Here is a 21,143-nt window from a genome sequence, read left to right as displayed (position 1 = left end):
CGCGAGGCGGTACGGTGGGGCGAGAAGGATGCGGCTACGCGGTCCGAGGAGGGAGCCACCGATGATTCTGCTCCGTCGCCTGCTGGGTGACGTGCTGCGTCGGCAGCGCCAGCGCCAGGGCCGTACTCTGCGCGAAGTCTCCTCGTCCGCCCGAGTCTCGCTCGGCTATCTCTCCGAGGTGGAGCGGGGGCAGAAGGAGGCTTCCTCCGAACTGCTCTCCGCCATCTGCGACGCGCTGGACGTACGGATGTCCGAGCTCATGCGGGAAGTGAGCGACGAGCTCGCCCTCGCCGAGCTTGCCCGGTCTGCCGCGGCCACCGAGCACGTGCCCACGCCGGTTCGTCCGATGCTGGGTTCCGTGTCGGTGACCGGTGTGCCACCGGAACGGGTGACGATCAAGGCGCCCGCCGAGGCGGTGGATGTCGTCGCCGCCTGACGCGACACGTGCGAGGCCCCGGCCGGGGCTGTCTCCGAGGTGACCCGGAGGGACCCGGCCGGGGTCTTCGTGCGCCTGACTCCGTTTGCCGGTACCCGCCGACGCGTTCATCGTGGAGGGACGTGACAGGGCCGAGGCATCGGAGGGTGCGCATGTCCGTCGTAAAGAGCCCGCTGTCCGACGCGGACCTGAAGACCGTGGCGGAGGCGTTGCAGGGCGCACTCGTGGATCTGGTGGACCTGGCGCTGATCGCCAAGCAGGTCCACTGGAACATCGTCGGTCCCAGGTTCCGTTCCGTCCATCTGCAGCTCGACGAGGTCGTCGACTCCGCCCGGATCCACTCCGACACCGTGGCGGAACGGGCGTCGACACTGGGCGTCCCGCCCGACGGGCGCGCGGCGACCGTGGCCGCCGGCAGCGGCATCGAGGCGGCGCCCTCGGGCTGGGTCAAGGACGCGGACGCGGTGCGGACGCTCGTGGACGCGCTCGGCGCGGTGATCACGCGCATGCGGGGCCGGGTGGCGGCGACCGGGGACCCGGATCCGGTGTCTCAGGACATCTTCATCGCCATCACCGCGGACCTCGAGAAGCACCACTGGATGTTCCAGGCCGAGAACGCGTGAGCGGTCGGTGAGCCGTTGGTACGCGCGCCGGGCGGTCCTCCTGGGCTCCGGAGCGGTGTTGTGGTGGTGGGCCGTGGTGCGGCTCACCCTGGGAGACGGGGGCGTGGCCGAGGGGACGGTCGTCACCGGGGGATGGGGGCTGAGCCTGCTGCCGGTGCACTGTGCCCCCAGGGCGGGACACCTCACCAGGGCATCGCGACCCCGCCGTTCGGACGCAGGATCTGGCCCGTCGTGAAGGAAGAGGCGTCGGACGCCAGGTACAGCACGGCGTGGGCGACGTCATCGGCCTTGCCGACCCGGCGCAGCGGCGACATGTGGCTCATCAGCGACTCGGGGTGCCGCTGTGTCGGGTCGTCGTGCGGGATGGTCATGGGCGTGCGGATCCAGCCCGGGGCGACCGCGTTGACGCGGATGCCGTACGGACCGATCTCGGTCGCCAGCGTCTTGGTCAGCTGGACCACGGCCGCCTTCGCCGCGCCGTAGCAGAGCAGTTCCTTCCCGCCGGTGTCGATGGCACCCGAGGCCATGGTGATGATGCTGCCCCGGATCTTCCGGGCGAGCATCAGCCGGCCCGCCGCCTGGCAGGCGTACAGCACACCCTTGAAGTTGACGTCCAGCACCCGGTCGAGGTCCTCGTCCCGGGTGTCGAGGACCAGGCTCCTGTGCATGATTCCGGCGATGGCCGCCATCACGTCCAGCCGATCGCAGGAGGCAACCGCCTCCCCGAGCGCGGCGCGGTCGGTGACGTCGACGAGGTGGGTACGGACGCTGCCGCCGCGGTCCTCGATGAGGGCCGCCGTCCCCTGCAGGCCCTGCGCGTCCCGGTCGGCGCAGTGCACCGTCGCCCCCGCCTCGGCGAGCAGGACGGCCGAGGCCCGGCCGATGCCACTGGCGGCGCCGGTGACGAATGCGGTGCGTCCCGTGAGGTCGTACGCCTTGACTGGCATGCGTCGACGGTACGAGCGTATCTGACGGGTCGTCAATTGGGTGTGCGGCGATAGCGGTCCCGCCACTTCTGCGGTGCTCCCGGCGCGGGGGCCGGGCCCCGCTGGCAGGTGGGGCACCAGTAGGTGGGGCGTTCCTGGGAGCCGTCCCCCTGGTCGGCCACACGGACCGGTGTGCGGCAGCGCAGGCAGGGACGGGGGGCTCGGCCGTACACGAACAGGTCGTACCGGTGGAGGTCGGTGGTCTGCCGGACCGGGCGGTCGCGGTTGGTCTCGAGGAGCTTCTTGGCGAGGACGGGCAGCCGGGCCGCACGGTCCGCGGGGAGCGCCCCGACGGGCAGCCACGGGGTGACGCCCAGCAGAAAGCAGAGCTCGCTCTTGTAGACGTTGCCGATGCCGGCGAGATTGCGCTGGTCGAGCAGGGCCTCGCCGAGCGGCCGGGCGGGGTCCGTGAGCAGGTTGGTCAGGGCGCGTTCGCCGTCCCAGTCCGGGCCGAGCAGATCGGGGCCGAGGTGGCCGACCACGCGCTCCTCCTCCGAGGTGCGCAGGAACTCCAGGACCGGGAGGCGGTAGCCGACGGCCGCGTGATCGGCGGTGCCCAGGACGGCCCGGATCTGGTGCGCGGGGCCGCCCCGCCAGCGCTCGTCCGGACCGTACACCTTCCAGGCGCCCTCCATACGCAGATGCGTGTGAAGCGTCAGACCGCCCTCGAACCGGGTGAGCAGGTGCTTGCCTCGCGGCACCGTGCTCAGGACGGTCCGGCCGACGAGATCGACCGTGGCGTACTTCGGCACCCGGAAGTCGCTGCGGGTCAGCACCTTGCCCGCCAGCGCGCCGTGCAGCCGCTGCGCGGCCTGCCAGACCGTGTCACCTTCGGGCATGCGTCAAGGGTGCCACGGTGGGGTGATGCGCGGCGGGGTGCGCGGCCGCCTTGCGGATCACGCTCTGAGCCGCAGGCCGCGCGGGGTGGCGATGAATCCGGCCCCTTCCAGGAGGGCGCCTATGGGGGAGGTGAGGGCCGAGGCGCCGTTGACGCGCTCCACCGTGACCGTGCCGAGGGTGCCTGCTCGGGCGGCTGCCGCCAGGGCGTCCGCGGCCGCGCGCAGGCGCGGGTCGTCGGCCGCCTCCGTGTCCGGTGCGCACGGCCAGGCCAGCAACGTCTTGCCGCCGCGCTCCATGTACAGCGTCAGCTCACCGTCGACGAGCACCACCAGGGAGCCCGCCTTGCGCCCCGGCTTGTGCCCCGCGCCGTCCGGCGGCTCGGGCCAGGACAGGGCCGCGCCGTAGGCGTTCGCCGGATCGGCGGCGGCCAGGACGACCGCGCGGGAGTCGGGGACGGGAGCGGTACGGGCACGGGGCGCGCCGTGGCCGGAGCCGTACGGGGAGGCGGGAGGTGCGGCAGGGCCGCCGCGGGGGCCTCCGTAGCCGGGCGAGGAGAAGCCGGCGGCGATGTCCCGGGGGGAGACGTAGTCACCCGGTGCGGTGCGGTGGTCGGCCGGCCAGTCGAAGTCGTCGGTGAAGTCGGCTGTGCCGTGCTCGCTCTCGCCCTGGTCGAACGGGTTCGGGGAGGTCTGGTCGGCGGTTCCGAAGCCCGCCGCGGGCAGGGTGTCACCGCGGTCGCGCGCGTTGGACACCGCTCGCAGACGGTCCACCGATCCGTCCATCGCGAACTGCGCGGCGCCGAGTCCCTCCACCACGTAACCGCGCCGTGCCTGACCGCTCTCCTCGAAGGCGGAAAGGATCCGGTACACGGCCGAGAAGCCGCCCTCGACGCCCTCCGCGGCGACCGCGCCCCGGGTGACCACACCGTGCCGGTCGAGGAGGGCGCGGGCCAGGGCGTGGGCGCGCACGGTCGGGTCGGGCTCCCGCTGGGGGAGCAGGGACCAGCGGCCGGCGACGGTCGGCGGCCCGCTGCGGGAGACGGGGCGGGCGGCGGCCGTCAGCGAGCCGTAGCGCCCGCGGGGGACGGCACGCTTCGCCCGGTGCGCGGTGGAGCCCGCGGTACGGCCGGAGCCCAGCAGCGAGCGCATCGGGGCGAGAGTGTCGTTGGTGAGCCGCCCGGACCAGGCCAGGTCCCAGACGGCGTCGGCCAGCTGCGGGTCGGTGGCCTCCGGGTGGGTGGTGGCGCGGACCTGGTCGGCGATCTGACGGAAGAACAGACCGTAGCCCCCCGACAAGGCGTCCAGCACGGACTGGTGCAGGGCGGTCAGCTCCAACGGGTGGGGTGGTGGCAGCAGCAGCGGGGCCGCGTCGGCCAGGTACAGGGACACCCAGCCGTCCTTGCCGGGCAACGCGCCCGCGCCCGCCCACACCACCTCGCCGGCGGCGGTCAGCTCGTCGAGCATCGAAGGGGCGTAGTTCGCCACGCGGGACGGAAGGACCAGCTTCTCCAGGGCGGAGGCCGGTACGGACGCGCCCTGCAACTGCTCCACGGCGCGCACCAGTCCGTCGACGCCACGCAGGCCATGGCCCTTGCCGATGTGCTGCCACTGCGGCAGGAACTGCGCGAGCGCGGCCGGCGGGACCGGCTCCAGCTCGTGCCGCAGGGCCGCCAGGGACCGGCGGCGCAGACGACGCAGCACGGCCGCGTCGCACCACTCCTGGCCGATGCCCGCGGGATGGAACTCGCCCTGGACGACACGGCCGTTCCCGGCCAGGCGCTGCAGCGCGCCCTCCGTGACCGCCACGCCCAGACCGAAGCGGGCCGCAGCCGTGGCCGACGTGAACGGGCCGTGGGTGCGGGCGTAGCGGGCCAGCAGATCGCCGAGGGGGTCCTTGACCGGTTCGGTGAAGGCCTCGGGCACGCCGACCGGCAGCGCCGTGCCGAGGGCGTCGCGCAGGCGGCCCGCGTCCTCGATCGCCGCCCAGTGATCGGCGCCGGCGACGCGGACCCGGATCGCTCGGCGGGCGCCGGCCAGCTCCCGCGCCCAGTGCGGCTCGGCACCCCGCTCGGCCAACTCGGCGTCGGTGAGCGGCCCGAGCACCCTCAGTATGTCCGCGACGCCTTCCACGTCCTTGACGCGGCGGTCCTCGGTTAGCCACTGCAGCTCCCGCTCCAGCTCGGTCAGCACCTCCGCGTCGAGCAGCTCGCGCAGCTCCGCCTGGCCCAGCAGCTCGGCCAGCAGCCGCGAGTCCAGCGACAGCGCGGCGGCACGGCGCTCGGCGAGGGGGGAGTCGCCCTCGTACAGGAACTGGGCGACGTACCCGAAGAGGAGGGAGCGGGCGAAGGGGGACGGCTCCGGTGTGGTGACCTCGACCAGACGGACCCTGCGGGACTCGATGTCACCCATCAGCTCGACCAGCCCGGGGACGTCGAAGACGTCCTGGAGGCACTCGCGGACCGCCTCCAGGACGATCGGGAACGAGCCGAACTCACTGGCGACCTGCAGGAGCTGGGCGGCACGCTGACGCTGCTGCCACAGCGGCGTGCGCTTTCCGGGGTTGCGGCGGGGCAGCAGCAGGGCGCGGGCGGCGCACTCGCGGAAGCGGGACGCGAACAGCGCCGAGCCGCCGACCTGGTCGGTGACGACCTGGTCGACCTCGCCCTTGTCGAAGGCCACGTCCGCCGCGCCCACGGGGGCCTGCTCGGCGTCGTACTCCGTGCCCGGGGAGGTGCCGGTCTTCGTCGGCTCCTGGTCGAGCAGGTCCAGGCCCATGAGGTCGGCGTCCGGCAGGCGCAGCACGATGCCGTCGTCGGCGTGCATGACCTGGGCGTCCATGCCGTACCGCTCGGACAAACGGGCGCCGAGCGCCAGCGCCCAGGGGGCGTGCACCTGGGCGCCGAAGGGGGAGTGCACGACCACGCGCCAGTCGCCGAGCTCGTCACGGAAGCGCTCCACGACGATCGTGCGGTCGTCCGGGACGTGGCCGCAGGCCTCACGCTGCTCGTCCAGGTACGACAGGACGTTGTCCGCCGCCCATGCGTCGAGGCCGGCCGAAAGGAGCCGGAGCCGGGCGTCGTCCTTCGGCAGCGAGCCGACCTCGCGCAGAAACGCGCCCACCGCGCGGCCCAGTTCCAGCGGGCGGCCCAGTTGGTCGCCCTTCCAGAAGGGCAGCCTGCCGGGCACGCCCGGCGCGGGGGAGACCAGCACACGGTCGCGCGTGATGTCCTCGATGCGCCAGGAGCTCGTGCCGAGCGTGAAGACGTCGCCGACCCGGGACTCGTAGACCATCTCCTCGTCGAGTTCACCGACCCGGCCGCCGCCCTTCTTGGGGTCGGCCCCGGCGAGGAAGACCCCGAAGAGCCCGCGGTCGGGGATCGTGCCCCCGGAGGTGACGGCGAGGCGCTGGGCGCCCGGCCGGCCGGTGACCGTGCCCGTCACCCGGTCCCACACCACGCGCGGGCGCAGTTCGGCGAAGGCGTCGGAGGGGTAGCGGCCCGCGAGCATGTCCAGGACGGCCGTGAACGCCGACTCGGGGAGCGACGCGAAGGGGGCGGCGCGGCGGACCATGGCCAGCAAATCGTCGAACCGCCAGCTGTCCAGCGCCGTCATCGCGACCAGTTGCTGCGCGAGGACGTCCAGGGGGTTGGCGGGCACCCTCAGGGACTCGATGGACCCGGAGCGCATCCGCTCGGTCACCACGGCGGCCTGGACCAGGTCGCCACGGTACTTGGGGAAGACCACGCCGGTGGAGACCGCGCCCACCTGGTGTCCCGCGCGACCGACGCGCTGGAGGCCGGAGGCCACCGAGGGCGGGGACTCGACCTGGACGACGAGATCGACGGCGCCCATGTCGATGCCCAGCTCCAGACTCGAGGTGGCGACCACGGCCGGGAGCCGGCCGGCCTTGAGGTCCTCCTCGACGAGGGCCCGCTGTTCCTTGGACACCGAACCGTGGTGGGCGCGGGCGATGACCGGGGGCGCGCCGTGGGCCGCGCCGGAGCCGCCCATGAGCTCGGCCGGCGAGTGGTGCTCGTCCAGGGACTCACCGGTCGCCCGCTCGTACGCGATCTCGTTGAGCCGGTTGCACAGGCGCTCCGCGAGCCGCCGGGAGTTGGCGAACACGATCGTGGAGCGGTGGGCCTGCACCAGGTCGGTGATCCGCTCCTCGACGTGCGGCCAGATGGACGGCCGCTCCGCGCCCTCGCTGCCGTCGGCGACCGGGGAGCCGCCCAGCTCGCCCAGGTCCTCGACCGGGACGACGACGGAGAGGTCGAACTCCTTGCCGGACTCCGGCTGGACGATCTCCACCTTGCGGCGGGGCGAGAGATAGCGGGCCACCTCGTCCACCGGGCGGACCGTCGCGGACAGGCCGATGCGGCGGGCCGGCCTCGGCAACAGCTCGTCGAGACGCTCCAGGGAAAGCGCGAGATGCGCGCCGCGCTTGGTGCCCGCGACCGCGTGCACCTCGTCAAGGATCACCGTCTCCACGCCGGTCAGCGCGTCCCGCGTGGCCGACGTCAGCATCAGGAACAGGGACTCCGGGGTGGTGATCAGGATGTCCGGCGGCCGCGTGGACAGGGCGCGGCGCTCGGCGGCCGGGGTGTCGCCGGAGCGGATGCCGACCTTGACCTCGGGCTCGGGCAGGCCCAGACGCACCGACTCCTGGCGGATGCCGGTCAGGGGGCTGCGGAGGTTGCGCTCCACGTCGACCGCGAGGGCCTTCAGCGGAGACACGTACAACACGCGGCAGCGCTTCCTGGGGTCGGCCGGAGGAGGTGTCGAGGCGAGCTGGTCCAGGGCGGCGAGGAACGCGGCCAGCGTCTTGCCGGAGCCCGTCGGCGCGACCACCAGCACGTCCGAGCCCGCCCCGATGGCCTGCCACGCCCCCGCCTGGGCCGCGGTGGGCGTGGAGAAGGCCCCCGTGAACCAGCCGCGGGTCGCGGGGGAGAAGCCGTCGAGGGCCCGATGTGCGGAGCTGACCATGCGTCCATCCTGCACCCCGCCTCTGACAATCGCCCTGACCTGGGCGAACGCCCCGGCATCGAGCCCGGCCCGCGGTGGCCGCCGTGGGCCGGGCGGAAAATGGACGTATGGCGGGATCGGGTGAGTCGGCGCGGCACTGGCGGTATCCGGAGCTGCCCGGAGTGGATCTGTTGCGGGCGCGCTACATACGCAAGAACTTCGTACGGCATACGCACGAGAACTTCGTCATCGCGGCCATCGCCGACGGCGTCGAGGTCTTCCACCACCGCGGGGCCGACCAGTACGCCGGAGCGGGGGCGCTGGCCCTGGTCAATCCGGACACGCCGCACACGGGGCGGGCGGGTGTTCCGGAAGGGTGGCGCTACGGGGCGGTCTATCCGGCACCCGAAGTGGTCGCGGGTATCGCTGCCGAGACGACGGCGATCCGGGGCACGCCCGGTTTCGTCAGCCCCGTGCTGGACGATCCGTACACCGTCCGACTGGTGCACCAGGTGCTGCGCGCCGCCGAGGAGGGCAACGCGCTGGCCGCCGGCACACTGCTGCGGGTCGCGGTGACGCGACTGCTGCGGTTGAACGGCGGGCCGATGCCGCGCCGCCGGGTGCGGACCGCAGGGGGCCGGGTCGCGGCACGGGCGCGTGCCGTGCTGGAGGAGCGGATGGCCGACCCGCCGACCCTGGAGCGGCTGGCCACCGAGCTCGGCACCAGCCCCTTCGCCTTGCTACGGGCGTTCCGTGACGCCTACGGCATGCCGCCGCACGCCTGGCTGACCGACGCCCGGGTGCGCCGGGCCCGGCACCTCCTCGATGCGGGGACGGCGCCCGCGGAGGCCGCCCTCGTCGTCGGGTTCACCGACCAGCCGCACCTCAACCGCCACTTCGCCCGGATCGTCGGCGTGCCACCGGGGGCGTACCAGCGGGAGCGCAAGAACGTACAAGACCCTTCGCCGCCGCCGCCCGTACCGTCGGACGTGTGGAAGAACAGACAGCTCTCTCGGACAGGGGCGTCGACGGCGGGGCGAAACCGGACATCGCCGTCGTCCGGGACGCCCTCGGGGTCGGAGTCGCCGTCGGACTGTCCGGTTTCGCCTTCGGGGCGACCTCGGCCGGCGGCGGGCTCGGACTGATGCAGACGTGTGCCCTCAGCCTCCTGGTGTTCACCGGCGCCTCCCAGTTCGCCCTGGTCGGGGCGCTCTCGGCCGGCGGTAATCCGCTGACGGCCGCCGCGGGCGCCTTCTTCCTCGGGGTGCGCAACGCCTTCTACGGACTGCGGCTGTCGCAGGTACTGGCCCTCCCGCGCGCGGTGCGGCCGTTCGCCGCTCAGTGGGTGATCGACGAGACCACGGCGGTGTCGCTGGCACAGCCGACGCGGCGCGGCGCCCGCCTCGGGTTCACCGTCACCGGGCTCAGCCTCTACCTGCTGTGGAACCTCACCACGCTGCTCGGCGCGCTGGGCGCCAAGGCCATCGGGGACACCGACGCATGGGGCCTCGACGCCGCCGGACCCGCGGTCTTCCTGGCGCTGCTCGCCCCCATGGTGCGGAGCACCACCGAGCGGGCGGTCGCCGCCCTGGCGGTGCTGCTGGGGCTCGGTCTGCTGCCCGTCCTGCCCGCCGGTGCGCCCGTGCTGGTGGCCGCGCTCGCCGCACCGGCCGTTCTGTGGGCCCAGGGCCGCCGCAGGGGACGTACCCGCGACGACGCACCGGGGGAAGACCGTTGAACACCTGGATGGCCATCGGTGCCACCGCACTCGGCTGCTACGCCGTCAAGCTGGCCGGGCTCCTCGTACCCGCCGGCACCCTTGAGCGGCCAGTGGTGAGGCGGCTCGCCGCGCTGTTGCCCGTCGCCCTCCTGGCCGCCCTCACGGCCCAGCAGACCTTCGCGGACGGGCGGGCGCTCGTGCTGGACGCCCGGGCCGCAGGGCTGGCGGCGGCCGCCGCGGCGCTGCTGCTGCGTGCTCCGTTCCTGGTGGTCGTCGCGGCCGCCGTGGTGGTGACGGCCGGTGTGCGGGCCATGGGCGGGTGACAGGCACGCGGATCAGCCGACGTAACGGCCGTAAGCCCTCAGCGTCCGCAGGGCGTCGATGGTCACCATCGGGCGGGCCTCCAGGGCGGTCCCGGGTGCCCACTGGCGCCACCGGACGGGCCAGCCGCCGTCGTCCTGCTGGGCGGTGGCGAGGAAGTCCAGCGACCGGGTCATCTCGTCGTCGGTGAACCACGCGCGGGCGAGGGAGTGCGGGGTCCGGGCGAAGTCGTGCGGGAAGTGGTGCTCGCCCGGGGCGTAGCCGGGCGCGACCGGGTAAGCCCCGAGGTGCTCCGGGTCGAGCACGGCGAGCCGCTGCTCGCGCACCAGACGGCCGAGGCGGTCGGCGGCCGCCTCCGCGCGCGGACGGTCGGGTGCCGAGTCCAGGAAGGCCACGGCGGCCTCGATCTCGTACGGGTGGGACTTCTCCAGGGACTCCACGGCCTGCCAGCAGAAGTCGGTGGCCCGGAACAGCCAGGCGTGCCACACCGCATTGCGGTGCAGCAGGCCCACCACCGGCCCGGTGGCCAGCAGCTCGCTGGGCGGGTCGTCGACGATCGGGATGAACGGGGCCGCCGGATAGCCGCGCTGGTCGGGGTGGACGGCGGGCAGGGCGCCGTCCGCGGTGGAGACGGAGGTCAGATAGCGGCACACACGCTCCGCCCGCTGCCCGCCGCACCGCCCGATGGCGTCCAGGACGCGCAGTGCGTGGCCGGTGTGCAGGGGCTGGCTGACCGGTCCGCGCAGGTCGGGTTCCAGCGCGTGGCCGTACCCGCCGTCGTCGTTGCGGTACGCGTCCAGTGCCGTATCCACCGGATCGGCGCCGCCGTTCAGGAAGTGGTACGCGAAGAGATGCTGTTCGAGTACGCGCGCGGTGAGCCAGACGAAGTGTTCGGCGCGGAAGAGCGGGGAGCGCGCCGAGGGCGTGGGAGGGAGTGGGGAAGCTCCTGTTTCGGGCATGCGTCAGACCGTAGGGCGGAAAGCGGTCTCGGCGAGTGGTCCCGGTCAGGGCCCACCCTCGGGGGCGGGATACTGGAGTCATGCGGTTGACGGTCTTCTGGGAACGGATGGCGGAATACTTCGGTGCGGGATACGCCGACACCTTCGCGCGCGACCACGTGATGTCGGAGCTCGGCGGGCGCACCGTGCACGAGGCGCTGGCGGAGGGCTGGGAGGCCAAGGACGTGTGGCGCGTGGTCTGCTCCGTCATGAACGTTCCGGGGGAGAAGCGCTGATCCGGTACGAAGATCGCGGGGGGATGCCGGGTTGTCGGCGCCGTGGGCGAGACTTGCACCGTGGCACCCACTGACGACACAGGGCAGACCGCCCAGCAGGCACCCCCGTCCGGTATGACGACCCCCGCCCCCCGGTCCCCGGCCGACGACACCGCCGGGCCGGGTGCCCGCATGCCGCGCTGGCTGCCGCGCGCCATGGTGCTCGCTCTGGCCCTGATCGCCGCCTTCCAGCTGGGCAGCTGGGCCTTCCACCAGCTGACCGGCCTGCTGATCAACATCCTCATCGCGTTCTTCCTGGCCCTCGCCATAGAGCCCGCGGTGAGCCGGATGGCCGCCCGCGGCATGCGCCGGGGGCTGGCCACCTTTCTGGTATTCCTCGGTCTGATGATCCTGACCGCGGGGTTCGTCACCCTGCTCGGCTCGATGCTCGCGGGTCAGATCATCAAGATGGTCGAGGGGTTCCCGCAGTACCTCGACTCGGTCATCCACTGGGTCAACCAGACGTTCCACACCAAGCTCAGACGGGTCGACGTCCAGGAGGGCCTGCTGCACTCCGACTGGCTGCGCAAGTACGCGCAGAACAGTGCCGCCGGGGTGCTCGACGTGTCCGCCCAGGTGCTCGGAGGCCTGTTCCAGCTGCTGACGATCACCCTGTTCTCGTTCTACTTCGCCGCCGACGGTCCGCGACTGCGCCGGGCGATCTGCTCCGTACTGCCGCCCGCCCGCCAGACCGAGGTGCTGCGCGCCTGGGAGATAGCCGTCGACAAGACCGGCGGCTATCTGTACTCGCGCGGCCTGATGGCGCTCATCTCGGGGATCGCGCACTACATCCTGCTCGAAGCCCTGGGCGTGCCGTACGCGCCCGTGCTGGGCGTCTGGGTGGGCCTGGTCTCCCAGTTCATCCCCACCATCGGCACCTACCTGGCGGGCGCGCTGCCCATGCTGATCGCGTTCACCGTCAACCCCTGGTACGCGGTGTGGGTGCTGGTGTTCGTCGTGATCTACCAGCAGTTCGAGAACTACATGCTGCAGCCGAAGCTGACCTCGAAGACCGTCGACATCCACCCGGCGGTGGCCTTCGGCTCGGTCATCGCGGGCACGGCGCTGCTCGGTGCCGTCGGCGCGCTGATCGCCATCCCCGCCGTCGCCACGCTCCAGGCCTTCCTGGGCGCGTACGTGAAGCGGTACGCGGTCACGGACGATCCACGGGTCCACGGGCATCGCAGACGGGGATCAGGCGGGCCGGGGCTGCTCACCCGGGCGCGGCGGCTGTGGTCGCGCCGGCCGGAAGAGGCGGGGACACCGGGGACCGGGGAACCGGGGACGGACGGCTCCGGCGAAGGCAGCGGCTCGTCGGTCAGTACGTGAGAACCGCCCACACCCCCGCGGCGGCCACGGCCGCCGCGTAGCAGCCCACCGCCGCCGTCACGATCCGCCGCCGGGTCGGCTCGCTCCAGGAGGTGCGGGACAGCAGCCAGGCCAGTGCCGGCAGCACCAGGACGGCGTGCAGGCTCACGCCGTGCAGCGGCTTGAGCGGGGCCGTCGAGTGGTAGGCCGCCTCCTGGTGCCCGGTCCGGGTGAGCACCACGCCGCGCGCGATCATCGCGGCACCCGAGGCCAGCGCCACGAGCAGGATCGCGAACCCGGACCGCACCGCGAGCGCCATCCCGGCCGGGCCCGTCGGCCGGTGCCGGAAGGACACGACGGCGAAGACGGTGAGCAGCGCCACCAGGACCGCGCCGCCGACGGCGAGCGTCATCGACACCGCCGTGTCGAAGGGCGTTTCCATGTTCAGGTGCGAGGGCACCCGGCGCCACGCCTGAAGGGTGATGCCGCCGACCTCCACCACGCAGTCGGCGGCGAACACGGTGAGCAGGGCGGTACGCAGCCGCGGATCGACGCGCAGGTACGACGTGACCCGGGTGACCGCGACCAGCGTCACCCCGAAGGACAGCCCGAAGGTGACGGGCTTGCGCCAGGAGACCGGTCCGTCCCAGGGCCCGCCGTCGACCGCGAACACCACCAGGTGCGCGAGACCGGAGAGGACGAGGAGCACACCGGTCGCGTGCCAGAGGCGCTCGGCTGGACGGGGGTTCTTCATGGCCCAAGGCTCCCCGGGCGCGCGGTGCGCGGTCGTCGTCCGGCCGGAGGCACCCCCGGTACGCCTCACGGAGTAGGGGGATGGGGCGCTTGACACAAAAATCGAACATCCATTCTTATGGGGGCTCAGGCGAGGCTCCGGGTGAGGGATTTCGACCCGTTTCGGGTTGAGATGTTCCCTGGTTATCCACAGGCCGGACCGGCGTCGGGGCGCATTGTCAGTGGCAGGCGTTAGCGTCTTTGACGTGAAGCGATCGACTCAAGCAAACCGGGTGGAACCCATGGCAGGAACCGACCGCGAGAAGGCGCTCGACGCCGCGCTCGCGCAGATTGAACGGCAATTCGGCAAGGGCGCGGTCATGCGCATGGGCGAGCGGTCGAAGGAGCCCATCGAGGTCATCCCGACCGGGTCGACCGCGCTCGACGTCGCCCTGGGCGTCGGTGGCCTGCCGCGCGGCCGTGTGGTGGAGATCTACGGTCCGGAGTCCTCCGGTAAGACCACCCTGACCCTGCACGCGGTGGCGAACGCGCAGAAGGCCGGCGGCCAGGTCGCCTTCGTGGACGCGGAGCACGCCCTCGACCCGGAGTACGCGAAGAAGCTCGGCGTCGACATCGACAACCTGATCCTCTCCCAGCCGGACAACGGCGAGCAGGCCCTGGAGATCGTGGACATGCTGGTCCGCTCCGGCGCCCTCGACCTCATCGTCATCGACTCGGTCGCCGCGCTCGTCCCGCGCGCGGAGATCGAGGGCGAGATGGGCGACAGCCACGTCGGTCTGCAGGCCCGGCTGATGAGCCAGGCCCTGCGGAAGATCACCAGCGCGCTCAACCAGTCCAAGACCACGGCGATCTTCATCAACCAGCTCCGCGAGAAGATCGGCGTGATGTTCGGCTCCCCGGAGACCACGACCGGTGGCCGGGCGCTGAAGTTCTACGCCTCGGTGCGCATCGACATCCGCCGTATCGAGACCCTGAAGGACGGCACGGAGGCGGTCGGCAACCGCACCCGCTGCAAGGTCGTCAAGAACAAGGTCGCGCCGCCCTTCAAGCAGGCGGAGTTCGACATCCTCTACGGTCAGGGCATCAGCCGCGAGGGCGGCCTGATCGACATGGGCGTGGAGCACGGCTTCGTCCGCAAGGCAGGTGCCTGGTACACCTACGAGGGCGACCAGCTCGGCCAGGGCAAGGAGAACGCGCGCAACTTCCTGAAGGACAACCCCGACCTGGCCAACGAGATCGAGAAGAAGATCAAGGTGAAGCTGGGCGTGGGCGTGCGGCCGGAGGAACCCGCCGCCGAGCCGGGCACGGACGCCGCGGCCGGTGCCGCCACGGACGACGCCGCCAAGACGGTGCCCGCCCCGGCGGCCACCAAGGCCACCAAGCCCAAGGCCGCCGCCGCCAAGAGCTGACCCGTGACACGACGAACCGACTGGGCGGAGTACGAGTACGCCTCCCCTGGTGCCCCACGGGGGAGGGGCACCAGGGGTGACACGGGCGCCGCCCCGGACGGTGACGGCGGGTACGCGGACGACCTGGCCCACGAGAACGACGGCCCGCCCGGTGCCGGGTCCCGTGGTGGTCGTGGGCGCCGTCGGCGTGGCTTCGGCGAGTCGTCGGCGCCCCGGGAAGACGAAGGCACCCCTTCCTCGTCGAGGGCCGAGCGGGGGGAGTCTTCAGGGGACCCGGTCGAGCGGGCACGGGCGATCTGCCTGCGCCTGCTCACCGGGACCCCGCGCACCCGCAAGCAGCTCGCGGACGCCCTGCGCAAGCGGGAGATCCCCGAGGACGTGGCGGAGGAGGTGCTGTCGCGGTTCGAGGAGGTCGGGCTGATCGACGACGGGGCGTTCGCGGACGCCTGGGTGGAGTCCCGGCACCACGGCCGGGGGCTGGCACGGCGCGCGCTCGCCCGGGAGCTGAGGACCAAGGGCGTCGACTCCGCCCTGATCGACGACGCGGTCGCTCAGCTCGACTCCGAGCAGGAGGAGGCGACGGCCCGCGAACTCGTCGCACGCAAGCTGCGTGCCACCCGCGGCCTCGACCGGGACAAGCGCATCCGCCGACTCGCCGACATGCTCGCCCGCAAGGGATACCCCGAAGGCATGGCCCTGAGAGTGGTCCGGCAGGCCTTGGAGGAGGAGGGCGAGGACACGGAGTTCCTCGAGGGCGACGGCTACTGAGGGGCGTTCGGCGGGTGGCGCCGTACACCCGCGCCGTACCTCCTCGGACAGCGCGGGCCGTCGCCGACCTCGTCGATGACGGCCCGGCTCCCCGGCAACGTCAGGGGGTGGGGTTAGCCCCCTTGGAAGACGCCGGAGCACCGCAGTGCGCGGACACCGGTGCGTCGACGACCGTGTAGGCATGATGCTGCGTTACGCCTTACGAACAGTCCGTGCCCGCAAGGCGGGATTCCTCGGGTCCTTCCTCGCCCTGATGTGCGCGGCCGCCCTCATCACCGCCTGCGGCACCCTGCTGGAGACCGGGTTGCGCGGCACGATCCAAACCGAGCGTTACGCGGCGGCCCCCGTCGTGGTCTCCGCCGACCAGAACGTGCACCGGACCACCGTCAAGCGCAAGAAGGGCAGGACGAAGGTCAAGCACAAGGCGAAACCCATCGCCGAGCGCGCCTGGCTGCCGGCGGACCTGCAGCACACCCTGGCCCACACCCCCGGAGTGGCCCGCGTCGTCCCCGAACTCACCTTCGTCGCCGAGCCGCTGACACCGTCCGGCACAGGCGGCCGTACCGCGTACGGGCACGCCTGGGACTCCGCCGCGCTGACGCCGTACCGACTGACCACCGGCACCGCACCGAAGGCCGGGACCGACCTCGTCATCGACACCTACCTCGCCGCACGCGCCCGTCTGAAGCCCGGCGACCACCTCACCGTCCAGTCGACCCGGGCCCCGCGCAGCTACCGGATCACCGGTATCGCCGCCCCGGCCGCGGACGAACGCCACCAGACGTCCCTGTTCTTCTCCACCCATGAGGCCCGCCGCCTGGCCGCACACCCGGGACAGGTCACCGCGTTCGGCGTGCTCCCGGCCCACGGCACCGACGCGGGCCGGCTCCGGCAGGCCGTGGCGGACGCGCTGCACGGCACCACCGCGCAGGTCAGCGCCGGTGACGCCCGGGGCCCCGTCGAGTTCCTGGACGCGGCCGCGGCCCGCGTCCGGCTGGTCAGCATGGGCGGCGCCATGGGCGGCACCTCGCTGCTGGTGGCGGTCCTCGTGGTCGTCGGGACCTTCGCCCTCGGCGTGCAGCAGCGCCACCGGGAGCTCGCCCTGCTCCGCGCCATCGCCGCCACACCCGGGCAGATCCGCAAGCTGCTGGGCCGGGAGGCCCTGATCGTCGGTGCCGCCGCCGGCACGGTGGGCGCGCTGCTCGGACTGCCGCTCGGCGGTTGGTTGCACGCCAGGTTCGTCGCCAAGGGCGCCGTTCCCGCCACGCTCCAGCACACCGCCGGTGTCTTCCCCCCGCTGGCCGCCCTCGCCGCGACGCTGCTCGGCGCATGGGCCGCCGCCCGGGTCGCGTCCCGCCGGATCACCCGGATCCGTCCGGCCGAGGCGCTGACCGAGGCCAAGGCCGAGCGCGCCCGCCCCGCCTGGGGAAGGATCGTCGCGGGCCTGCTGCTGCTCGCCGGTGGTGTGGTCCTCGTGGCCGTGCTCACCGGACTGCGCACCGAGCCCGCCTCGACGCCCGTGACGTTCCTGGCCGTTGTGGTGCTGTCCACCTCCGTTGCCCTGCTCGGCCCGCTGCTGGTGCGGGCGGCCACGCTGCTGCTGTCCCGTCCGCTGCGGCTCAGCGGCCCCGGCGGCCGGCTCGCCACCGCCAACCTGCGCGGCAACGCCGCCCGGATGGCCTCCGTCGTCACCCCTCTCACCCTGCTCATCGGCATGACCTGCACCGTCCTGTTCGTCCAGTCGACCCTCGACGACGCCACCCGCGCCCAGGCCCGCGAAGGCGTCCGCGCCGACTGGGTGGTGGCGGCCCAGGGGCCGGGTGTCCCGGCGGAGGCCGCACGGCGGCTGCGCACGCACCACGACGCGGTCACCGAGGTGGTCCGCACCACCGTCCGCGTCGGCCTGGACAAATACGCCGCCCAGGGCGTCACCCCGGCGGGCCTCACGCGCACCTGGGACCCGGACGTCACCGCCGGCTCGCTCGACGGGCTCACCGCGCGCACGGTCGCCATCAGCCAACTCGCCGCGGACCAACTGCACCTGAAGCCCGGCAGCACCCTGAAGCTCACGCTCGGCGACGGCACACCCGCCACGCTCACCGTGGCCGCCGTCTACCGCCGGTGCCTCGGATTCGGCGATCTGACCTTCGCGCACGACCTCGTCGCCCACCACGTCGACAACCCGCTCGCCTCCTCCGTCCTCGTCGCCACGGACCGTACACAGAATCAACTCGCGAGCACGCTCCGTGAGTTCCCGGGGCTCCGGGTGCTCTCCCCGGCCGCCGCGGACTCCCTGCAGGCCGAACGCCGGCAGGCCAACGCCGAGGTCAACTACCTGGCCATGGGGCTGGTCCTCGCCTTCACCGCCATCGCCATGGTCAACACGCTCGCCATGTCGGTGTCCGAGCGGGTCAGGGAGTTCGCTCTGCTCCGGCTCGCCGGGGCGACCCGCCGGCAGGTTCTGCGCATGCTGCGGACGGAGGCGCTGTCGGTGCTGCTCCTCGCCACCTCGCTCGGCAGCGGCATCGCCCTCGCCGTCCTGACCGCGTTCAGCGTCGGCATGACGGGCCACGCCGCGCCCGCGGTCATGCCCCTGCTGTACGTGACCGTCGTCGCGACCGCAGCCGTCCTCGCCCTTGTGGGGTCCTCCCTGCCGGGACGGGTGGCGCTCAGGGTTCCGGCGGTGACGGTGGCGACGGCGAAGGAATAGCCCGCCGCGCTCCGTTCCGTCACGCGGTGCCGGACACCACCGGCAGTCCCGCCGCCCGCCACGCCTGGAACCCGCCGACCAGGTCGGTGGCCCGGTGCAGCCCCAGCTGGTGGAGGGAGGCGGCGGCCAGGCTGGACGCGTAGCCCTCGTTGCAGATCACCACGATGTCCAGATCGTGCCCGGTCGCCTCCGGGACGCGGTGACTGCCCTGGGGGTCGAGGCGCCACTCGAGTTCGTTGCGCTCGATGACCAGGGCGCCGGGAATGAGGCCGTCCCGGTCGCGCAGGGCGGCGTACCGGATGTCGACCAGCAGCGCCGCGCCCGACCGCGCCGCCTCGTACGCCTCCCGTGCCTCGACGCGCCGGTAGCCCGCGCGCACCCGCTCCAGCACCTCGTCGATGCCGGACGGCCGCTCTCCCGCACTGCTCACTGCCAGTCCTCCGGGCGTTCCACCTGCTCCAGCCGCAGCAGCTGTCCGGTTCGACTGTAGCGACGGATCTGCGGCAGCGGCGGGTAGTAGGCGTGCACGGAGATCGCGTGCCGCTCGGTCGACTCGTTGAGCACCTCGTGGACGTGGTGGCGGCCGAAGGCGCGGCCCTGGCCGGCCGGCAACCGCCGCTCACGGTCCACGTCGTCGGTGAGCTCCAGGGTCTTCCAGCCGTCGCCGGGCAGCCGGGCGGCGAGCGAGTTCTCCTTCAGCTCGCCCGACGCGGTGAGGAACGCGCCGACCGAGTCGGCGTGGTCGTGCCAGCCGGTGCCGGTGCCCGGCGGCCAGCCGATCAGCCAGGCCTCGCTCCCGCCGGGACCCTCCAGACGCACCCAGGTGCGGCCCTCGGGGTCGAGCGGAAGCGAGGCGATGAGTTCGGCGTCGGCAGCCGTACGCCGTACGAAGTCGAGGAGGTCCGCCTGCGTGGGTGCCGAAACGGCCGCGGACACGGGGGAGGAGACAGACACGTGCACCGTCCTGAGAAGCGTTCGCCGAAGGGGCGCCCGACGGCGCCCGGAGAGAGAAAGGAGAGCGAATTCAGCAGGACGGACGACACACGCAGCCCGCGTAGCGGACGAGGTCCATATGGACCCTCCGCCACAGGCGCACATCGGTGTCGGTCATGGTTCGGAGTACACCATCGGTGCCACCCACCGGTCAACTCACAGTCACTATGTGGACCGGAGTGTGACTATACGTACGCTCAAGGCGCGCTCAACGCACGCCGGAGCCCGCCCTGGCCTGCGCTTTCGCGCCGGTGTCCGCCTCCGCCTCGGCCTCCGCCTGCGCCGGGCCGCCCACCGCCGTCTCCGCCGCCGAGTACAGATCGGCCGGCCGGACCCCGCTCAGCGCGGTCACCAGATGGCCGTCGGGACGCACGAGCAGCACGCTGTGCGCGGGGGCGCCCGGATAGCTCTCGGCGACCAGCAGTTCGGCGGGATGTGGCAGCGCGGTCACCGCGGCCGCGAGACGGGGCATGACGCCGGCGCTCACCCAGTGCTTGCGGTCCCACACCCCGGTGCCGGGAGCGATCAGCACGACCAGCAGCACACCGCGGCCGAGCCGGTCCCGGAGCCGTACGAAGGTGCCGTCCTCCGCCGTCACCCGCACGTCGCTCACCTGTTCGCCGGGTGCGGTTCCGACGGCGATCTCGCCCTCGAGGTGGCGGGGGGCGAGCGGCGAGTCGGTGTACGCCCCCGGCGCACCGAGCGCTCCACGCCCCAGGTGGCCGTCCGCGAGCAGTACGTCGTGCCCCCGGGCCGTGCCCGGGACGTACGCGCGCAGCCCACCGCCACCGCGCAGCACGGGCAGCGTCTGGTCGGCGGCGCGCAGCCGGGCGGCGATCACGGCGCGCCGCTCCGTCTGGTAGCTGTCGAGCAGCGGCTCGTGCGGGCCGTGGTGCCAGACCCGTCCCAGCTTCCATGCGAGGTTGTCGGCGTCCCGGAGGCCTTCGTCCAGCCCGTGGGTGCCCAGCGCGCCGAGCAGGTGCGCCGCGTCCCCCGCGAGGAAGACCCGGCCGGCGCGCCACCGGCGGGCCAGCCGGTGGTGCACCGTGTGGACTCCGGTGTCGAGGAGTTCGTACGGCGGCGTGGCGCCGTCCGTCCAGCCCGCGAGGGTCTCGCGGACGCGGGTCACCAGCAGCTCGGGCGTGACCAGGTCCTTGCCCGGTGGCAGCAGCCAGTCCACACGCCACACGCCGTCCGGGAGGGGGCGGGCGGTCACCTCCCCGGCCGACGGCCCGGAAGTCCGCCACGGCGGCATCCGGTGCAGCACCGCCCGGCCGGGCCACGGAAGTTCCGCGCGCAGGGCGGCGACGGCGTGCCGCTCCACCGCCGTACGGCCCGGGAAGCGGATGTCCTGGAGCTTGCGCACGGTCGAGCGCGGGCCGTCGCAGCCGACCAGGTAACTGCCGCGCCACCAGGTGCCCTGCGGACCCCGGGTGCGCGCGGTCACGCCCGAGCGCTCCTGCTCGATCGCGTCGAGGCGGCTGTCCACGGCGACCTGCACGAGCGGCTCGCGCGCGAGGGCGGCACGCAGTGCGCCGGTCAGCTCGTGCTGGGCGATGTGCAGCGGGGCGGGGCCGGCGCCCTCGGCGCGGGCGGCTCCCTCTTCGGTCTCCTCGGCATCGTCGGCCCTCTCGGCCGGGAGGTCGAAGACGACCTCACGCATCACCTGCTTGCGCCGCAACGACCGCCATCCGGCCCAGTGGACACCCCGCTCGCCGAGCCGGACGCCGGTCAGCCGCTCCATCAGCGCGGTGGTGTCCTCCCGCAGCACGACCGTGCGCGCGAGGCGTGGTTCCTCCTTGCCCGGCCCCTCGTCGAGGACCACGCACGGCACCTCCTGGCGTGCCAGCGCCAGGGCGAGCGTGAGCCCGACGGGCCCCGCTCCGACGACGATCACCGGATCCACGACGCGGCGCCCCCTGCCCGTGGCTGTGCCCTGTCGGGCGTAGGTGAACAGGAAGGTGGAGCGGGGTGCACGATCACAGAACGTATGCAACCCATTGGCGGTGTTTGCGTCAAGCGACCGGAGGCAGTGGCGA

20 protein-coding genes are annotated in these 21,143 nt (G+C 73.1%); 11 read left to right on the top strand and 9 right to left on the bottom strand.

The window, feature by feature from the left end:
• Nucleotides 1-61: 61 nt before the first annotated feature.
• The 3 genes from ACFY0F_RS27780 to ACFY0F_RS27770 all read left to right on the top strand — a co-directional run bounded on the left by ACFY0F_RS27780 (nt 62) and on the right by ACFY0F_RS27770 (nt 1,294).
• On the top strand, nt 62-436 hold the full coding sequence (locus tag ACFY0F_RS27780; protein ID WP_388799794.1) for a helix-turn-helix domain-containing protein: 375 nt from the start codon (nt 62-64) through the stop codon (nt 434-436).
• A 152-nt stretch (nt 437-588) separates the two neighbouring features.
• A complete protein-coding gene (locus ACFY0F_RS27775; RefSeq protein ID WP_388799791.1) occupies nt 589-1,059 on the top strand; it encodes a Dps family protein in 471 nt (156 codons plus the stop codon).
• A gap of 7 nt (nt 1,060-1,066) precedes the next feature.
• Entirely contained in the window at nt 1,067-1,294 is a 228-nt protein-coding gene (locus ACFY0F_RS27770; protein WP_388799788.1) for a hypothetical protein, read from the top strand.
• Here ACFY0F_RS27770 and ACFY0F_RS27765 read toward each other — a convergent pair.
• Genes ACFY0F_RS27765 through ACFY0F_RS27755 form a run of 3 tightly spaced genes read right to left on the bottom strand, consistent with a single transcriptional unit; the run spans nt 1,242 to nt 7,870 of the window.
• Nucleotides 1,242-2,006: an SDR family NAD(P)-dependent oxidoreductase gene (locus tag ACFY0F_RS27765; protein WP_388799785.1), complete on the bottom strand. Its 765-nt coding sequence runs from the start codon at nt 2,004-2,006 to the stop codon at nt 1,242-1,244. The genes ACFY0F_RS27770 and ACFY0F_RS27765 overlap by 53 nt on opposite strands.
• Before the next feature lie 32 nt (nt 2,007-2,038).
• A complete protein-coding gene (locus ACFY0F_RS27760; RefSeq protein WP_388799782.1) occupies nt 2,039-2,884 on the bottom strand; it encodes a DNA-formamidopyrimidine glycosylase family protein in 846 nt (281 codons plus the stop codon).
• Between the two features lie 57 nt (nt 2,885-2,941).
• The gene (locus ACFY0F_RS27755; protein WP_388799779.1) at nt 2,942-7,870 is read right to left on the bottom strand and encodes an ATP-dependent helicase; all 4,929 of its coding nucleotides are present in this window, start codon (nt 7,868-7,870) and stop codon (nt 2,942-2,944) included.
• A gap of 107 nt (nt 7,871-7,977) precedes the next feature.
• Here ACFY0F_RS27755 and ACFY0F_RS27750 point away from each other — a divergent pair, with 107 nt between their 5' ends.
• From ACFY0F_RS27750 to ACFY0F_RS27740, 3 genes are read left to right on the top strand one after another with little or no spacing between them, the layout of a single operon-like run.
• Complete coding sequence (locus ACFY0F_RS27750) at nt 7,978-8,994, top strand: AraC family ligand binding domain-containing protein (RefSeq protein ID WP_388799776.1); 1,017 nt, start codon at nt 7,978-7,980, stop codon at nt 8,992-8,994.
• Entirely contained in the window at nt 8,898-9,587 is a 690-nt protein-coding gene (locus ACFY0F_RS27745; RefSeq protein WP_388799825.1) for an AzlC family ABC transporter permease, read from the top strand. The genes ACFY0F_RS27750 and ACFY0F_RS27745 overlap by 97 nt, the downstream gene beginning before the upstream one ends.
• Nucleotides 9,584-9,892, top strand: coding sequence for an AzlD domain-containing protein (locus ACFY0F_RS27740; protein ID WP_388799773.1), 309 nt, complete (start codon nt 9,584-9,586; stop codon nt 9,890-9,892). The genes ACFY0F_RS27745 and ACFY0F_RS27740 overlap by 4 nt, the downstream gene beginning before the upstream one ends.
• A 12-nt stretch (nt 9,893-9,904) precedes the next feature.
• Here ACFY0F_RS27740 and ACFY0F_RS27735 read toward each other — a convergent pair whose 3' ends face one another.
• The gene (locus ACFY0F_RS27735) at nt 9,905-10,849 is read right to left on the bottom strand and encodes a hypothetical protein (protein WP_388799770.1); all 945 of its coding nucleotides are present in this window, start codon (nt 10,847-10,849) and stop codon (nt 9,905-9,907) included.
• A gap of 80 nt (nt 10,850-10,929) precedes the next feature.
• Between ACFY0F_RS27735 and ACFY0F_RS27730 the strand changes: the two genes are divergently transcribed.
• On the top strand, nt 10,930-11,124 hold the full coding sequence (locus tag ACFY0F_RS27730; RefSeq protein WP_388799767.1) for a DUF3046 domain-containing protein: 195 nt from the start codon (nt 10,930-10,932) through the stop codon (nt 11,122-11,124).
• Nucleotides 11,125-11,184: 60 nt separating this feature from the next.
• Complete coding sequence (locus ACFY0F_RS27725; RefSeq protein WP_388799764.1) at nt 11,185-12,492, top strand: AI-2E family transporter; 1,308 nt, start codon at nt 11,185-11,187, stop codon at nt 12,490-12,492.
• On the opposite strand, the gene ACFY0F_RS27720 is transcribed toward ACFY0F_RS27725, so the two are convergent.
• A complete protein-coding gene (locus ACFY0F_RS27720) occupies nt 12,482-13,225 on the bottom strand; it encodes a hypothetical protein (protein ID WP_388799761.1) in 744 nt (247 codons plus the stop codon). The genes ACFY0F_RS27725 and ACFY0F_RS27720 overlap by 11 nt on opposite strands.
• A 280-nt stretch (nt 13,226-13,505) precedes the next feature.
• Here ACFY0F_RS27720 and recA point away from each other — a divergent pair, with 280 nt between their 5' ends.
• From recA to ACFY0F_RS27705, 3 genes are all read left to right on the top strand, one after another.
• Nucleotides 13,506-14,633, top strand: coding sequence for a recombinase RecA (gene recA / locus ACFY0F_RS27715; protein ID WP_388799758.1), 1,128 nt, complete (start codon nt 13,506-13,508; stop codon nt 14,631-14,633).
• Between the two features lie 3 nt (nt 14,634-14,636).
• Complete coding sequence (gene recX, locus ACFY0F_RS27710; protein WP_388799755.1) at nt 14,637-15,401, top strand: recombination regulator RecX; 765 nt, start codon at nt 14,637-14,639, stop codon at nt 15,399-15,401.
• A gap of 181 nt (nt 15,402-15,582) precedes the next feature.
• The gene (locus ACFY0F_RS27705; RefSeq protein ID WP_388799753.1) at nt 15,583-18,111 is read left to right on the top strand and encodes an FtsX-like permease family protein; all 2,529 of its coding nucleotides are present in this window, start codon (nt 15,583-15,585) and stop codon (nt 18,109-18,111) included.
• Nucleotides 18,112-18,130: 19 nt separating this feature from the next.
• Here ACFY0F_RS27705 and ACFY0F_RS27700 read toward each other — a convergent pair whose 3' ends face one another.
• The 4 genes from ACFY0F_RS27700 to ACFY0F_RS27685 all read right to left on the bottom strand — a co-directional run bounded on the left by ACFY0F_RS27700 (nt 18,131) and on the right by ACFY0F_RS27685 (nt 21,010).
• Nucleotides 18,131-18,541: a rhodanese-like domain-containing protein gene (locus ACFY0F_RS27700; protein WP_388799751.1), complete on the bottom strand. Its 411-nt coding sequence runs from the start codon at nt 18,539-18,541 to the stop codon at nt 18,131-18,133.
• Nucleotides 18,538-19,071, bottom strand: coding sequence for a cysteine dioxygenase (locus ACFY0F_RS27695; protein ID WP_388799748.1), 534 nt, complete (start codon nt 19,069-19,071; stop codon nt 18,538-18,540). Before ACFY0F_RS27695 ends, ACFY0F_RS27700 begins: the two co-directional genes overlap by 4 nt.
• A 64-nt stretch (nt 19,072-19,135) precedes the next feature.
• Complete coding sequence (locus ACFY0F_RS27690; protein WP_309506048.1) at nt 19,136-19,183, bottom strand: hypothetical protein; 48 nt, start codon at nt 19,181-19,183, stop codon at nt 19,136-19,138.
• A 129-nt stretch (nt 19,184-19,312) separates the two neighbouring features.
• A complete protein-coding gene (locus ACFY0F_RS27685) occupies nt 19,313-21,010 on the bottom strand; it encodes an FAD-dependent monooxygenase (protein ID WP_388799745.1) in 1,698 nt (565 codons plus the stop codon).
• Between the last annotated feature and the right edge of the window lie 133 nt (nt 21,011-21,143).

Origin of the sequence: Streptomyces sp. NPDC001544, from assembly GCF_042894285.1 — a bacterium.
Taxonomy (GTDB): Bacteria; Actinomycetota; Actinomycetes; order Streptomycetales; family Streptomycetaceae; genus Streptomyces.
Note: the sequence above shows the minus strand (reverse complement) of the source record. Positions and strands in the feature narration are given on the sequence as shown.

What these genes read in the sequence shown, in the direction of transcription:
- ACFY0F_RS27780 (WP_388799794.1), top strand. Translation starts at nt 62, where the DNA reads ATGATTCTGCTCCGTCGCCTGCTGGGTGACGTGCTGCGTCGGCAGCGC.
- ACFY0F_RS27760 (WP_388799782.1), bottom strand. Translation starts at nt 2,884, where the DNA reads ATGCCCGAAGGTGACACGGTCTGGCAGGCCGCGCAGCGGCTGCACGGC.
- ACFY0F_RS27705 (WP_388799753.1), top strand. Translation starts at nt 15,583, where the DNA reads ATGATGCTGCGTTACGCCTTACGAACAGTCCGTGCCCGCAAGGCGGGA.
- ACFY0F_RS27755 (WP_388799779.1), bottom strand. Translation starts at nt 7,870, where the DNA reads ATGGTCAGCTCCGCACATCGGGCCCTCGACGGCTTCTCCCCCGCGACC.
- ACFY0F_RS27720 (WP_388799761.1), bottom strand. Translation starts at nt 13,225, where the DNA reads ATGAAGAACCCCCGTCCAGCCGAGCGCCTCTGGCACGCGACCGGTGTG.
- ACFY0F_RS27735 (WP_388799770.1), bottom strand. Translation starts at nt 10,849, where the DNA reads ATGCCCGAAACAGGAGCTTCCCCACTCCCTCCCACGCCCTCGGCGCGC.
- recA (WP_388799758.1), top strand. Translation starts at nt 13,506, where the DNA reads ATGGCAGGAACCGACCGCGAGAAGGCGCTCGACGCCGCGCTCGCGCAG.
- ACFY0F_RS27730 (WP_388799767.1), top strand. Translation starts at nt 10,930, where the DNA reads ATGCGGTTGACGGTCTTCTGGGAACGGATGGCGGAATACTTCGGTGCG.
- ACFY0F_RS27750 (WP_388799776.1), top strand. Translation starts at nt 7,978, where the DNA reads ATGGCGGGATCGGGTGAGTCGGCGCGGCACTGGCGGTATCCGGAGCTG.
- ACFY0F_RS27775 (WP_388799791.1), top strand. Translation starts at nt 589, where the DNA reads ATGTCCGTCGTAAAGAGCCCGCTGTCCGACGCGGACCTGAAGACCGTG.
- ACFY0F_RS27765 (WP_388799785.1), bottom strand. Translation starts at nt 2,006, where the DNA reads ATGCCAGTCAAGGCGTACGACCTCACGGGACGCACCGCATTCGTCACC.